General features: G+C 58.6%; 8 protein-coding genes and 1 pseudogene. 5 read left to right on the forward strand and 4 right to left on the reverse strand.

Going from position 1 to position 14,579, the window contains the following annotated elements; translation table 11 throughout:
• Positions 1 to 225: 225 nt before the first annotated feature.
• Together C2L64_RS47900 and C2L64_RS47910 are read right to left on the reverse strand one after the other, a co-directional pair.
• Complete coding sequence (locus C2L64_RS47900; RefSeq protein ID WP_103154234.1) at positions 226 to 450, reverse strand: DUF2798 domain-containing protein; 225 nt, start codon at positions 448 to 450, stop codon at positions 226 to 228.
• Between the two features lie 795 nt (positions 451 to 1,245).
• Entirely contained in the window at positions 1,246 to 1,713 is a 468-nt protein-coding gene (locus C2L64_RS47910; RefSeq protein ID WP_244212272.1) for a pyridoxamine 5'-phosphate oxidase family protein, read from the reverse strand.
• A gap of 97 nt (positions 1,714 to 1,810) precedes the next feature.
• On the opposite strand from C2L64_RS47910, the gene pdxR reads away from it, so the two are divergent.
• Together pdxR and C2L64_RS47920 are read left to right on the forward strand one after the other, a co-directional pair.
• Positions 1,811 to 3,235: a MocR-like pyridoxine biosynthesis transcription factor PdxR gene (gene pdxR, locus C2L64_RS47915; protein WP_103154235.1), complete on the forward strand. Its 1,425-nt coding sequence runs from the start codon at positions 1,811 to 1,813 to the stop codon at positions 3,233 to 3,235.
• A gap of 190 nt (positions 3,236 to 3,425) precedes the next feature.
• Positions 3,426 to 4,130, forward strand: coding sequence for a glutathione S-transferase N-terminal domain-containing protein (locus tag C2L64_RS47920; RefSeq protein ID WP_086908896.1), 705 nt, complete (start codon positions 3,426 to 3,428; stop codon positions 4,128 to 4,130).
• A gap of 322 nt (positions 4,131 to 4,452) precedes the next feature.
• On the opposite strand, the gene C2L64_RS47925 is transcribed toward C2L64_RS47920, so the two are convergent.
• On the reverse strand, positions 4,453 to 4,989 hold the full coding sequence (locus tag C2L64_RS47925) for a peroxiredoxin-like family protein (protein WP_086908895.1): 537 nt from the start codon (positions 4,987 to 4,989) through the stop codon (positions 4,453 to 4,455).
• A gap of 362 nt (positions 4,990 to 5,351) precedes the next feature.
• Here C2L64_RS47925 and C2L64_RS47930 point away from each other — a divergent pair, with 362 nt between their 5' ends.
• Positions 5,352 to 6,836, forward strand: a complete 1,485-nt coding sequence (locus C2L64_RS47930; RefSeq protein WP_244212273.1) for an EAL domain-containing protein — start codon at positions 5,352 to 5,354, stop codon at positions 6,834 to 6,836.
• 906 nt (positions 6,837 to 7,742) lie between these two features.
• Here C2L64_RS47930 and C2L64_RS54665 read toward each other — a convergent pair.
• A complete protein-coding gene (locus tag C2L64_RS54665) occupies positions 7,743 to 7,901 on the reverse strand; it encodes a hypothetical protein (protein WP_208648321.1) in 159 nt (52 codons plus the stop codon).
• Between the two features lie 303 nt (positions 7,902 to 8,204).
• On the opposite strand from C2L64_RS54665, the pseudogene C2L64_RS47945 reads away from it, so the two are divergent.
• Together C2L64_RS47945 and C2L64_RS47950 are read left to right on the forward strand one after the other, a co-directional pair.
• A pseudogene (locus C2L64_RS47945) lies at positions 8,205 to 8,532 on the forward strand (DDE-type integrase/transposase/recombinase); the annotation flags it as partial.
• 364 nt (positions 8,533 to 8,896) lie between these two features.
• Positions 8,897 to 14,389 carry a trifunctional serine/threonine-protein kinase/ATP-binding protein/sensor histidine kinase gene (locus C2L64_RS47950; RefSeq protein WP_086908891.1) on the forward strand — a complete coding sequence of 1,831 codons (5,493 nt, stop codon included), beginning with the start codon at positions 8,897 to 8,899 and terminating at the stop codon, positions 14,387 to 14,389.
• Positions 14,390 to 14,579 lie beyond the last annotated feature (190 nt).

Below are 14,579 nucleotides of genomic sequence, written 5' to 3' on the forward strand. Positions count from 1 at the left end.
CCCTGACCACGGACTGGAGTGTGCCGCGCTCGTGACGCCGATGCCCGCCGGTAGTCCAGGAAGACGACATCAGCAGTCGGTGCCGATACCAACGTCGCAGCGTACATACCGCGAAGCCCGACTCGGCTCAACGCCAATTCGCGCGGACGGACGTCGCCGTCTTCCAAAAGAGATCCCTCATTACTGGGCATATCGCGGCAGGCCAAAGCTGGGGTCGGGAGGAAGTTAACTCGCGATTCGGTCCGCAAGCTTGCGAATGAACGGGGCCGCAGTCACGACAACAGGAAGCATCGTCAGCCATGAAATACCCCATGACGTTAGCCAATGCGGCACAAACATGCCGCCTTTGAGAAACGAGATGCTCGCAATCGCGGCAGCAATGCCACTAGTCAGCCCCGATTGAAGAACGCCAAAAACGAAGTGACTATAACGAGACGAGATCTTCATCATACTCACCACCTTTCGCATATTTCGACGTAGCACGTTTGCGCGTCGTCAGGAGTCTTCACTATATGCTCAGTTGATGCCTCTCACCAGTCTGCCCTGAAGCAAAACAATGCTCATTTGTCTCATCACATCATGCAGAGCTTACTCAGGCGAACCTTCCGTATTTCCTGGTGATCATCTGCATGTTCGGTCGTTGCCGATACCTGTAGTGCCGCCGCTCACAGGAGTCACACACGCCGCATGTGTCAAGGGTCACCAACACGAGCGGAACGAATCCTCGTCGTTGATGATCCTTCGAGCGCTCGCCAACAGAGCGAGCCCTTGGCGACAGCGTCAACTACAACCCATCCGACAAGCACGTATGGTCAATCAATCGTTGGGCAGTGCTGAACCCCGCCATGAGCGCAGCCGCTTCGGTTCCGAACGGCTTTGTATTGTCGTTTGTCACGCGGAAAGGAAAAGCGAGCGAGTTTGGCCTGCCCTTACCCGAAATGCTCACGTTTGCGACGAAGCCGATGGGCAGCGACGGCATCGCGCCGCCCGGAGCTTCCCACACGGGTTCAAGGTCTACGGCTACTTCAAAACCTTTATAGGGATAAGTTCTTTGCATCTCACGCTGTGAATGACTTTTCCGAGCTCCAGAGTGTAAATGATGTTCGTCTCCACTGTCTCAGTAGGAACATCAACGCCGATTCGTTCCTGGTCACCGATGTCAGCGGCCGGACCGGATGCCCGGCGTGTCGCCGACGGTGCCTCATAGTCGTTCGGAACGGTCTCACCTACTACGTACTGCGCACTTTAATCCCGTTTCCGGACACCGTATTTCGTCATATACACTTCACGAAGCGTGTCTTCCGATGCTTTCTCTCCAAAGAGGTAGGCAGGGGAAAGAAGCGGTAGCGCTTCACGAACGTCGACGCGGACAACATGATTAACCGGATAATCCGAGCCGTTCGTACGCCGAACCCACTCAGTGACATACTCCCGATCAACATCCCCAGCAGCGAGGACACTCGCCATTCCGTTGAAGCGGTACCCCCGGCGGGCGAAGACGTCGACTACGTTGATCGAAATCTCCGGGTTACGTCGGAGATTTTTTATGGTTCGAGGCGAGGCGATATCCGCGAAAAACAATGCGTCATTGCGTGCGATAAGCGACGCTTTCGGCGAAAGATTCGGCGATCCATCTTCGTTTACAGTCGCGACGAACGAAAGAATCGTGCGCTGGATTACGTCGAGCATGTCGGCGTTAAGAATCGGCATCATAGGCTCCTAAATACCAGCGGCGGATTGCCACCAAGGGTTATACTATGAATTCGATGGCATATCGTATAGAGCCAAGACTTGACGCGCTCACCAGGCCATGATTCGCACACAAATAGATACTCTATCTCCACTCGATCCGGTTTCTAGGGAGCCCTTCTACCGGCAGGTCTATGTCCGATTTCGCAACGCAATCGCCGATGGCCGCCTTGCTCCGGGCGACCGGGTGCCGTCGGCTCGTGCGTTGGCCACAGAGTTGGGCTTGTCCAGGGGAACCATTGAGACGGCCTACTCGATCTTAATAGCGGAGGGATACTTCCAGCCTCGCGGCCAGGCGGGCACCTTTGTTGCGTCTGGCCTGAAGCCGCCGGTGTTCTCGCGAGCAGCTCCAGAGGCGCCCTCTGCTTACGCCGGCTGTACGGTGAACATGCGCCCAGCTTCAATTATGCCGCTGCAGATGGGACTACCGGCGTTAGACGCCTTTCCCCGAAGGCTTTGGACCCGCCTTGCCGCGCGTTGCGTACGGGCCGCACAGACCTCCGACTTGGTCTATCCAGCCACGCATGGTCTGGCGGCGTTGCGCGGTGCGATCGCAACGTACCTTCAGCTTGCACGCGGCATCGAATGCTCGCCCTCGCAAATTTTCATCACGTCAGGATATCGCAACACATTAGAGTTGATCGTCCATACGCTCCTCAAGCCGGGCGATCATGTATGGGTCGAGGATCCCGGCTTCCCCCCTACTCAATTGTTGTTGCAACACACAAACATTTCGGTCAGCCCCGTCCCGGTCGATGAGGACGGGATGATGGTCTCGCACGGAATTGCCACTGCATCACGTGCGCGTGCTGCCATTGTTACGCCTGCACATCAGAGTCCCCTTTGCATGTCGTTGTCTCTACCGCGCCGCCTGTCATTGCTCGAATGGGCGTCAAAAAACAACGCATGGATCGTGGAAGACGATTACGACGGCGAATACCGATACGTCGGCCGTCCGCTACCCGCTCTCAAAAGCCTCGATCGACACGGGCGTGTGCTCTATGCAGGCACGTTCAGTAAGGTTCTGTTTCCGGGCATTCGACTGGCATATCTTGTCGTACCCGAAGCAGAAATTGAACGTTTCGAGCGAGTCAGCCAAGTCTTTTCAGGCGGCGGCCCGCAGCTGACACAGGCTATAGTTACCGACTTCTTGATCGAAGGCCATTTTTCCCGGCACATCCAGCGAATGCGCAAGCTGTACGGCGAGCGCAGGCAAGCGGCGGCGACCGGCCTGGAGCATATCCTAGGCGCGCACATGCGCATCGAACCGCAGCCAGGAGGAATGCACCTGGTACTTCGCATGCGGCGCGGCGGTTCTGATCGTTCTCTCGCCGAGCGCATACGCAGTCACGGCATGTATGCGCAAGCGCTGAGCGACTGGAGCATCGGCAAACAAGTAGAACCGGCCCTGCTACTCGGATTCACAAATATCGACTCCGAGATCACTGCCGAAAAACTCGGACGGCGCATACTGAAACTCATGTGAGTGCTTTGATGGCCTATAAAATGAAGCAATTTTTGACTCTGTGCTTCCGAGCCATCGACCTGCAAGATGAAAACCGCGTAGCCGTCTATCCCCAGGAATGGCTTGCAAAGCGCGGTACGCCGCCGACCATTAGACCGCACACATGGCGGTCCATCCTCGATAAACACTGCTCTTTTGAGCGAGTCCGCCGATGAACGATCTTTCCGCCTTTCCTATCACACGCAAATGGCCCGCACAGAATCCTGAGCGCATCCAACTGTATTCGCTTCCTACGCCAAACGGTGTGAAGGTCTCGGTGATGTTCGAGGAAACCGGTCTACCGTACGAACCGCATCTGGTGCGCTTCGATACTAATGATCAGATGTCGCCCGAATTTCTCTCGCTGAACCCCAACAACAAGATTCCGGCAATCCTCGATCCGGTAGGGCCGGATGGCAAGCCGCTCGCCCTCTTCGAATCAGGCGCCATCTTGATCTACCTCGCCGACAAGGCCGGACAGTTCATCCCTGATGACCCGGCAGGCCGTTATGAAACGATTCAATGGCTGATGTTCCAGATGGGCGGCATCGGCCCGATGTTCGGTCAAATCGGATTCTTCAACAAATTTGCCGGGAAGGATTATGAGGACAAACGCCCGCGCGACCGATACGTTGCCGAATCGCGGCGCTTGCTAAACGTGCTCAATGGCCGCCTTGCCGAGCGCTCCTGGATCATGGGTGACGCGTATACGATTGCCGACATGGCCACTTTTCCGTGGGTACGAAATCTCATCGGCTTCTACGAGGCTGGCGAACTGGTCGGTATCACCGATTTCCCCCATGTAACGCGTGCATTCCAGGCGTTCCTCGCGCGCCCAGCCGTCGTGAAAGCTATCAATATTCCGAGCCGCTCATAGAACACGCCGCTTCGCGCAGTGACGATCGCAGCATACGAACAATGAACGGCGCCGACGAGGATACACGGGGCGGTTGGCGCCGAAATTGGCGTTTTGGTGCATCCATACAGCATGAACCTGTCACCAAGACCATACAGTCCGCGCTAGTTCGATGGTGCGTTTGTTCGAGGGGGAACAGTGGTCCCGTGGACGGATCCCGGTGTTCCCGCCGTTGCCAAGGGTGCCTCCCGGCCGCGTGAGGTTCTCGCTGCGCTTTAGCTCCGCTGTAAGCGTGCGCCCCCTGATGGTGAGCGCTCAAAGCATCACGAACCGGCCTCGAAGGTCATAATTCGCCGGTGTACTCGCCACGGGCCGGGTAGTCATGCTGAATCGCAAAATCAAGAGCTTGGAGTAGCTCCTTAAAATTGGGACGCACAAACGGCATAGACTGGACCGAAAGATAGTAAATGGTCCGATCTGGACGCAGCAGGAACAAGCCAGGTTCCGAGAACATTTCAGGCTCCTCGACCCCGATGGATGATTTGCCACGCGATGTGGAAATATAAAGTCCCCATTTCCGGGCTTCCGATAGCGACAATCCATAACCAAAACGCAAGCTGTTCGCTCCAACCTTTTTCTGCATCTCTCTCGCGCGCGATTCGCTATCGGAACTTATGGCGATCGTCGTAATTCCTCGCTCAGCGAATTCTGGCGTGAGTCTTTCCAGCTCTTTTAGATACATTGCACAGGTTGGACAATGCAGTCCGCGATAAAAACAAATCAGCGTCATTCGCTCAGGCACTTCAGAGGTGAGATCGAACGAGCCGTGGTCCAAGGTATCGATGACAAGTTCAGGTGCCGTCTGACGAGGGAAAAGCATCGCGCAACTCCTTTCATAAACGATGATTCGCGCCGGCTGACGCGAGCGCTCTACTCTCGCATATCTTTTAGACCGGTAAATCCGAAAGATATGTCCGAGAGTCCGAAATTATGTGCCAACTGCAACTCTTTAGCGTCCAGCGCCGTCATGGTTGGCCTCGGACTCGATCTGAGGTATGTTCTTACGATATAGTCCGCTGCAGTCGTTAATCAATGTAGAGGTGTCCCTCCTCGCCCCACAAGATGTCCGATTCCAATAAGAAGACTGCAAGAAAAGCCGAACTCCCTAAGATCTCATCTTCTTTTCGGCGTCTCTCGCCGAGAGGAACGCTGTGCGCAGCAATCGCCGGTGGTGCGGTCCTCATGTTCATTGCCATCTGCGTGGGTGAACATCTCGCAACGCTCGCACTCCGGGAAAACGAGCGGCTGATCGGGAATGATCTGGCCGCATCGGTCGACAGGGTCCTTGACAGCGCGAGCAGCAGCAGCCGCGCAAATGTGGAGGCGCTTTCCGGATCGCCTTGCATCGAGGTCGAGCGCAAGCTGGCAGAACTGGAAACACATCTGCGCTACGTACGCGCGGTCGCACTCGTCGAGAATGGCAGGGTGTACTGCTCTTCCGCATTAGGACGAGTAGATGTGCCCCTGTCCGCATACGTGCGGGCTCGGCGACGCGCAAGAGGCATCGCGCTTCTCGCGGAAACGCCGTTCCAACCGGGCGTACCAGTGCTCGTCGTTTTCAATTCGACTACGAGCAACAGCGGCGTGCTATACGTCATCGAGGCCGATTATCTCGCCGACGTGCTAGTGCACGGTGTCAGATACGGAGCTGAGCGTGCGGCTTTCGCGATTTCAGGAAACGGATTGCTTGATGAGAAGGGGCGCTTCTATTCAGCAGTCGATGCCGACGCTTATTACTCAACACGTGTTACATCCCGCGCGTGGCCATTCGCAATCGTCGTCGCATCGTCGCCCGACCTGATGGCGCGGAAGCGCTGGGGCTTCGCAGTGGCTTCAGGTGCCGTAGGATTACTCATAGCGGGTCTTATCGCGGCCATGTATTTGTTGGCCTTTGCGCCACGTCGGTTACTGCTGGCGGCGGTTCGACAAGGACTGAAACGCAATGAATTCTATCTTGTTTATCAACCTATCGTAGCTATGACTGACCGCAGCGTTGTAGGGGTAGAGGCCCTCCTTCGCTGGCATCACGCGAAATGGGGACCAATCAGTCCGGCAGTCTTCATGGAAGAAGTCGAGTCTAGCGACTTACTAGAAGAAGCGACTCGCTTCGTTCTTCAAACGGCACTCGCGGAAATGAGCGCCATGGCCCCGGCCTTACCCTTGAGAATCGCTGTCAATATTGCGCCGCGTGATTTGGAGCGCAAGGGTTTCGTTGCAGAAGTTGTAGCTGCGGTCAGGAGCTTGCCGCCGAATACCACCTTGGTGCTCGAACTCACCGAGCGATTTTTGCTCTCAGAAAGCGCTCGAACATCGGCCGCGTTCTCCGCACTTAGAGCCGAGGGCGTCAGGTTCGCGATTGACGATTTCGGTACCGAGCACAGCAATCTCGACCTGCTTAATCGCTTTCCCTTCGACTACATCAAGATCGACCGGCAGTTCGTCAGTCAGGTTGATACCGGTGGGGCCGACCTGATAGCCGCGATCGTTGCGCTCGCTCGACATTTCGACCTCAAGGTCATCGCTGAAGGTGTGGAGACCCAATCACAGCACGACGGCCTGAAGTCTGTCGGAGTTCCCTACGCGCAAGGATATCTATATCAACGGCCGGCGACAGCACAACGGCTGGCGGCATCAATTTCTTCCGCAGGTGAGACAGCACAACTCTAATCCGGAAGGTTGTTTAGCCTTTGCGACGAATCGATGATCGTTAACAACAAACTTAAGATTCTCTTAATATGGGCCGTGGCATACTGCGCATCCTCAGGTTCCTGGACCAATGGGCCTCGGAATTCCAGGATCCCTTTGGCCGGCGACGCAATGCGCCGGCCACTTTTCCCCGCCTCCGCTGTCCATTTTTCACCAAACGCGTACCACCTGGAAGCGCCTCGTCCATCGAACATAGCTTCCGCTCGATTGCTTGGCCAACTGATTGCTACTGGATAACCGCGACATCTCCGCCCCGCGCTCCCTAAAGCCAGCCTTTCGATCAACTTCTTCTTTCGTTACCGAGTAACGATCCGCCACCAGGCAAAATGCAACAAACGCGCGTAATACCTTTGAACTTCCCCGCAGCATCATCTTCCTTTTATCTGTGCTAGCAGTTCCTGGGTGAACTTCAAAGACGCCAAGGGAACGCTGGTATCCCGGGATGCAGTCTGGGTTGCGAAAGCCGAGGACGGTGGTTTCATCCCAGGGAGCAGCCCGTGCCGAAGTTGACGCAGGTCGCCACTTTCAGGTCTGGGGGTCGAAGCAGCCCTGCAGGGCCTCGACGACGCATTAACCGAAATGCTAGCGGGTCCGACAGCCTGAAACGTCGCTTGTTACTTCGTGAGCTGAATCCTGGTCCCTTACCCAGCCGCGCGCGGCGCGCGTGTCTGGGCGAGCTGATCCAAATCGATGGCAGCGATCATCGGTCGTTCAAGTCAACGACATGGCACTCGATTTTGGGAGCTCCCAGTGCGTGATAGATCCAGAACGCATCGGGACCGGCCTCGTAGCCGACGACTACGCGCCTCTGCCGCTAACGCCCATTCCAGCTTTTACTGCTCAATCAGATCCAGCGTGGCCTGCAAGCTAGCGGCGGCGCCCTGGCTGGGCAACAGTATGCACGGCTGGACGTTCGCGTTGCCCGTCGGGCAGCGCGAACGTCCATTTGGCCGCCGCAACCTCAAATGAGACCGCAAGCACAATTGCCTGAGTGTTATTTGCGATGGATGCCGAATCTTTGCGCATGGTGCCACTCCTGTGCGCCGGGGTCGACGCGCTGATTCTAGTATTTGTTCGTCGGTCCCCTACGCTTCATAGATCTTGTAATTATTTCAGGCTCGGAACACTGAACCTCTAACCCGGCGAGGTTCTTGGCATGACGCCGCAGACTTGAAAACAAAGAAAACAGTCCGAAGATCGGGCCTGAACTGACACATTAAGCGATGAGAGATTGCATTTTCTCCGGTCGCTTGATTGGTTACGCAGTAACAGTCGGCTCGAATATGCTGATCCTTGTGCCAAGCTCCGCCTTCTCATCAACTCCGGCGCACCGTTGACTTCCTGCTGCGCGCCCGCCGCGACACGCTTGCGGCAAAGTGCTACTGCGAGCAGGCGCTCGCGCCAAACACCATGCCTAGAACCGCCATCATCGATAATCGCGGCGCGACCCTGGCCGCTCTTGAGGCGCCGAACTCGCAACGGGAACCACTCATACAAATCCGACGGAACAAATATGCAAACAACATAGTGGAGCATGACCACCGCGCAATCGAGCAGATTGTCCGGCCGATGGTGTGCTTCAAGGACTTCCGGTGTGCTCGTATCATCCTGTCGGGGAGTCGAGGTCATGCACATGCGCCGTAAAGAGCGGATGTAATGCTATGACAGGCCACGAAACGTTGCTAAATAATTCTAATCGTTTCTTAAATAAGCAATCTTCACCGGATGTATCGGCCCGAACTCGTGGGCTCTATCGCGAAACATCCCGTATAAAATAGCGTGTCGCCGGAGACAAGCAGTTCGTTATCGGAGGTTTCCCTGCCTGAACGGACGTTTTTCAGTCAGGTATGGTTGCGGAACTCGAAGAGTTTCGCTAAGAAGCGACCCGAATCGTCGATCGGTGTCACCGTAACCCTGAAGAATCTGCAAAGAAACATCGATTTTCTTCCAATAGTCCGTTTGGCCAACTGCAGAGAATTCCTTGATTCACTCCGCACTGACCTTTGATCGACTCATAACTCATGAATTTCAGGAACGGCCTCGAAACCTTGTGGGACGATGGCGAGCGCGTCTTAAGTCGAACCCGACGGCCGGCCGATGGCGGTGACGAGACGCGCCTCCTTGTGCGGCCCGCAGGCGAGCCGCCCTCACCGGCCATCCTCGGCCGGCTCGCTCGCGAATTCGAGTTGAAGGACGAACTTGATGGCGCGTGGGCAGCGCGGCCGCTCGGACTGGTGCTCGAAGGCGGTAGGACGCTGCTGGTGCTGGAGGATCCGGGCGGTGAGCCGCTCGAGCGGCTGCTCAGCGCGCCTATGGCATTGGACCGTGCGGTGCGCCTCGCCGTAGGCATCGCTAAAGCACTGGGCAAGCTTCACCAGCGCGGCCTCGTCCATAAGGACGTAAAGCCCGCCCATATCCTCGTGAACTGCACGGACGGTCAGCCGCGACTGATGGGGTTTGGCATTGCCTCGCAGCTGCAACGCGAGCGAGCAGCGCCCGAGCCGCCCGAGACCCTCGCCGGTACGCTTGCCTATGTGGCTCCCGAACAGACCGGGCGCATGAACCGCTCGATCGACACCCGCAGCGATCTATACGCCCTCGGCGTCACGTTCTACCAGATGTTCACCGGTTCGCTGCCGTTCACCGCGGCCGATCCGATGGAGTGGGTGCACTGTCATATCGCGCGCAAGCCGGTACCCCCGAGCGAGCGGTTACGCACTGTCCCGATCATGGTTTGTCGCATTGTCATGAAGCTGCTCGCCAAGACGGCCGAGGAGCGCTACCAGACCGCGGGCGGCGTCGAGCGCGATCTTACACGCTGCCTCGACGAGTGGGAGGCCCAAGGTGACATCGACGACTTTGCGCTCGGTCAAGAGGACACGCCCGATCGGCTGCTCATCCCGGAAAGGCTCTATGGGCGCGAGGGCGAGGTGGACACCTTGCTGGCCTCCTTCGATCGCATCGTCAAAAACGGCGCCCCTGAGCTGGTGCTGGTCTCCGGCTATTCGGGCATCGGCAAATCCGCAGTCGTCAACGAATTGCACAGGGTGCTGGTACCGACGCGCGGGCTCTTCGCCGCGGGCAAGTTCGACCAGTACAAGCGCGACATCCCTTATGCGACGCTCGCTGAGGCGTTTAAGAGCCTCGTGCGACCGCTGCTCGGCAAGTGCGACGCCGAGCTCGCCTGCTGGCGCGACGCCTTTCTCGATGCGCTCGGGCCGAACGCACGGCTCACCGTCGACCTCGTGCCCGAGCTCAAGCTCATCATCGGTGAACCGCCCCCGGTACCCGAGCTTGCGCCACAGGACGCGCAACGGCGCTTTGAGCTGGTGTTCCAGCGCTTCATAGGCGTCTTCGCCCGGGCCGACCATCCGCTGGCGCTCTTTCTCGACGACTTGCAATGGCTAGACGCGGCGACGCTCGATTTGCTCGAGTATCTGTTGACCCGGTCCGATCTGCAGCACCTCATTCTGATCGGTGCCTATCGCGACAACGAGGTGGGCCCCGACCATCCGCTGAGGCGCAAGCTCGAAGCCGTGAAGGCCGTCGGCGGCAAGGTGACGGAGATTGCGCTGGCGCCGCTTGCGCAAGCGCATCTGCGGCAGTTGCTCGCGGACGCGCTTCGCTGCGTGCCCGCTCGCGCCGCACCGCTCGCGCAACTGGTCTACCAGAAAACCGGCGGCAATCCGTTTTTCGCCATTCAGTTCTTGTCGTCGCTTGCCGACGAGGGCATGCTCGCCTTCGAACACCATGCCGGCCGCTGGTCCTGGGATTTGGAGGGCATCCAAGCCAAGGGCTATACCGATAACGTCGCCGACCTCATGGTCGGGAAGCTCACGCGCCTACCGACCGAAACGCAGCAGGCGTTGCAGCAACTGGCGTGTCTTGGCAACAGCGCCGAGACGTCGACGCTCGCACTGCTCCTCGGGATTTCTGAGGAAAACGTCCGTGCGGCGCTTTGGCCCGCCGTCCGACTGGAACTGATCGAGCACAACGCGGCTGGCTACCGGTTCGCACACGATCGCGTTCAGGAAGCCGCGTATTCGCTGATCGCCGAAGCGCGGCGACGCGAGGTGCACCTTCGAATCGGCCGACTGCTGGCAGAGCACACACCAGCTGGCAAGCGCGACGAGGCGATCTTCGAAATCGTCAATCACCTGAACCGCGCGATTCCGCTAATCGGGTCACGCGCGGAGCGGGACCAGCTCGCCGAGTTCAACTTGATTGCCGGGCGGCGCGCCAAGGCTTCCACCGCCTACGCCTCGGCGCTCAACTATCTGGTTACGGGCGTGGCGCTCGTGGGCGACGATGGTTGGGCTCGCGTGCGGACACTCGCCTTCGCGCTGGAGTTGGACCGGGCCGAATGCGAATTTCTGACCGGCGCGCTGGCGTCGGCAGACGAGCGTCTGGCAGCACAGGCCGCACGCACGAAAGATGCGGTGGAAGCCGCGCGCGTCGCGTGTCTGCACATGGATGTGCACGTCACGCGCGATCAGAGCAGCCGCGCGGTCGCCGTCGGGCTCGAATGCCTCAGGCGTCTGGGTATAGAGTGGTCGCCGCAGCCGACGGACGGGAAAGCCCGCCGGGAGTACCAGCGCATCGGAGTCACTCTCCGCGACCGCCCGCTTGAGGTACTGGTCGACTTACCCTTGATGAGTGACGCGGCATCCCTCGCAACTGTCGATGTGCTGGCCAAACTGACGGTGCCTGCCTTTCATACGAATCGGAACCTGCTTTGCCTGGTCATCTGTCGCATGGTCAATCTGAGTCTCGAGCGCGGCAACGCCGACGCGTCCTCTTTCGCCTATGCGTCACTCGGCTTGATCGCCGGGCCGCGCTTCGGCGACTACGAGACCGGCTATCGATTCGGCCAGCTCGGCTACGAGCTGGTCGAGCAGCGCGGGCTGAAGCGCTACGATGCAAGGACCTATATGGCTTTTGGCGGTATGATCCTGCCATGGAAGCGACCTTTCCGGATTGGCCGTGAACTGCTGTGTCGTGCGTTCGAGGCGGCCAATCGAAGCGGGGACCTGAATTTCGCGGCGCACAGCTGTAACCAGCTGAACACGAACCTGCTTGCCGCCGGCGATCCGCTAGAAGAGGTGCAAGGCCAAGCTGAACGAGGTCTCGCGTTTGCGCAGAAGTTGCGATTCGGTGCGGTCATTGACCGCATTAGCGCCCAGCTGGGCCTCGTGCGGACGCTGAGGGGGCTCACGCCGACGTTTGGCCGATTCGACGATGGGAATTTTGATGAGCTTAGGCTGGAGCGTCGCTTTGCGGAGAATCCGGATCTGGCCATGGCCGAGTGCTGGTATTGGATCCGTAAACTGCAGGCGCGGTTCTTCGCCGGCGACTATGGTGCGGCGCTCGATGCGGCCTCGCGGGCGCGACGGCTTCTTTGGGTGTCACCAACCTTCGAACTGGCCGAATATCACTTTTTCGGCGCGTTGTCTCGCGCAGCCTCATTCGATACGGCAACGGCTGAGGAGCGACAGACTCACCTGGGGGCGGTTGCAGAGCATCAGAGACAACTCGAGATATGGGCGGGTGCTTGTCCGGAGAATTTCGAGAACCGCGCGGCCCTCGTGAGAGCGGAGATCGCCCGAATCGAAGGCCGCGCGCTCGATGCTATGACCCATTACGATCAGGCGATCCGGTCGGCCCAGGCAAATGGCTTAGTGCACAACGAGGCGCTTGCCAATGAACTGGCTGCGCGTTTCTTTCTGACGCGCGGTTCTGAGAAAGCAGCGCGCGGCTACCTGCAGGATGCCCATGACGCCTATCTGCGTTGGGGCGCAGGTGGCAAGGCGTGCCAGCTCAAACAATGCTACCCCACCCTCTGGCACGATGCGGACCGTCCGCGCCATACGGCCACCCCCGGCACGCTAATCGAGCAGCTGGATCTCGCTACCGTCCTTAATGTCTCACGGATCGTGTCGGGCGAAATCGTGCTTGAGAATCTTATCGAGGCGCTGATGCGCACCGCAGTAGAACACGCTGGTGCGCAACGCGGCCTACTCGTACTCCCGCGGGAGGCCGGGTTATGGATCGAGGCGCAGGCTGATACTGACAGTGGCTCAGTCACGGTCGTGCTCAACGCGGCACCGATCTCCGGCGCCGTACTCCCGGAGTCGCTTGTCCAATATTGCGCGCGTACCCAGGAGAGCGTCATCCTCGACGACGCCTCAGCTCGGGGCATCTTCTCCAACGACGAGTACATCGTTCGCGTGCAGGCACGATCGGTCCTCTGCCTGCCGTTCGTCAAACAGGGAAGGCTGATTGCCCTGCTTTATCTGGAAAACCACCTCGCCGCCGGTGCATTTACCCCGGGAAGGATTGCGGTCCTCAAGGTATTGGCTTCACTGGCCGCGATGACGCTGGAGAATGCCCGACTGTACCGCGACCTCGCGCAACGCGAAGCGAAAATCCGACGCCTCGTCGACGCCAACATCGTTGGAATCTTCATATGTCAACGCGAAGGCCGGATACTCGAAGCTAATGACGCGTTTCTTCGTATTGTGGACTACGACCGTAACGATCTCCTGGCGGGACGCCTGCACTGGACTGACCTGACGCCACCGGAGTGGCTGGAGCAAAGCACAAAAGAGTGGATGCCGAGGCTGAAGGCCACGGGGACACTGGAGCCCTTTGAAAAAGAATACTTCAAGAAGGACGGCAGCCGCGTGCCGGTACTGATCGGCGTCGCATTGCTGGACGAAAGCGGGACTCAGGGCATCGCGTTCGTGCTCGATCTGAGCGAGCGCAAACGGGCAGAAGCGGAGGCACGCCACATGCAACTCGAGCTCGCGCATGCCAACCGCGTCACGGCGCTTGGGCAGCTCGTGGCCTCAATCAGCCACGAAATAAAGCAACCGCTCACCGCGACGGCCATCAACGCGTCAGCGGGACTTCGGTGGCTTAGTCACACCCCCGCAAATTTGGGGGGGGCCCGCCAAGCGTTCGACCGCATCGTCCGTGACGCCGAGCGTGGAGGCGAGGTGATCAAGCGCATTCATGGGCTCGTAAGGAAGGCCTCGACGTGCAACGAGATCCTGCAGCTCAACGAGGTGATTCGCGACGTCATGGCGCTCACGTCGAGTGAAGCCCACGAAAAGAGCATCGCTTTGCGGCAGCACCTTGCGGAGGAGTTGCCGCTGATCAAAGGCGACCGCGTGCAACTTCAACAGGTGATGCTGAACCTCATTATTAACGCCATTGATGCGATGAGCACCGTGGAAGTCGGGCCGCGGGAGTTGACGATCTACACCGCCACCAATGAGCCGAGTGCCGTCCTGGTGACGGTCTGCGATTCCGGGCCGGGTATCGCTCCCGAGCACACCGAGCGGCTCTTTGAACCGTTTTACACGACAAAGGCTAGCGGGATGGGCATGGGGTTGTCAATCTGCCTCTCGATCATCGAAGCACACGGCGGCAAATTGTGGGCGAGCGCAAACGTACCGTGCGGCGCGATTTTTCAGTTCACGGTGGCGGTACATCCGGCTTTTTCAGCGTAAGCCGGCCTCGCATTGCGCACCGCCGGGTATCGCATCGCCGGCCTTCGCATTCGGTGAATGGCTGCGATCGCTCGAAGCGCTGAGGATTCGAGCTCGTTGCCTGAATGTGGAGTGAGTCAGCGGATTTTTAAGGGCCGCAGCGGCAGTACCGGCTGCATGAAGGCCATATGGAGAGCTGCAACCGGTTCAT

Origin of the sequence: Paraburkholderia hospita, assembly GCF_002902965.1 — a bacterium.
Lineage (GTDB): Bacteria > Pseudomonadota > Gammaproteobacteria > Burkholderiales > Burkholderiaceae > Paraburkholderia > Paraburkholderia hospita.

Bases quoted from the DNA above. Each gene is read 5' to 3' on its own strand.
- C2L64_RS47900 (WP_103154234.1), bottom strand. From the start codon at position 450: ATGATGAAGATCTCGTCTCGTTATAGTCACTTCGTTTTTGGCGTTCTT.
- C2L64_RS47910 (WP_244212272.1), bottom strand. From the start codon at position 1,713: ATGATGCCGATTCTTAACGCCGACATGCTCGACGTAATCCAGCGCACG.
- pdxR (WP_103154235.1), top strand. From the start codon at position 1,811: ATGATTCGCACACAAATAGATACTCTATCTCCACTCGATCCGGTTTCT.
- C2L64_RS47920 (WP_086908896.1), top strand. From the start codon at position 3,426: ATGAACGATCTTTCCGCCTTTCCTATCACACGCAAATGGCCCGCACAG.
- C2L64_RS47925 (WP_086908895.1), bottom strand. From the start codon at position 4,989: ATGCTTTTCCCTCGTCAGACGGCACCTGAACTTGTCATCGATACCTTG.
- C2L64_RS47930 (WP_244212273.1), top strand. From the start codon at position 5,352: ATGTTCATTGCCATCTGCGTGGGTGAACATCTCGCAACGCTCGCACTC.
- C2L64_RS54665 (WP_208648321.1), bottom strand. From the start codon at position 7,901: ATGCGCAAAGATTCGGCATCCATCGCAAATAACACTCAGGCAATTGTG.
- C2L64_RS47950 (WP_086908891.1), top strand. From the start codon at position 8,897: ATGAATTTCAGGAACGGCCTCGAAACCTTGTGGGACGATGGCGAGCGC.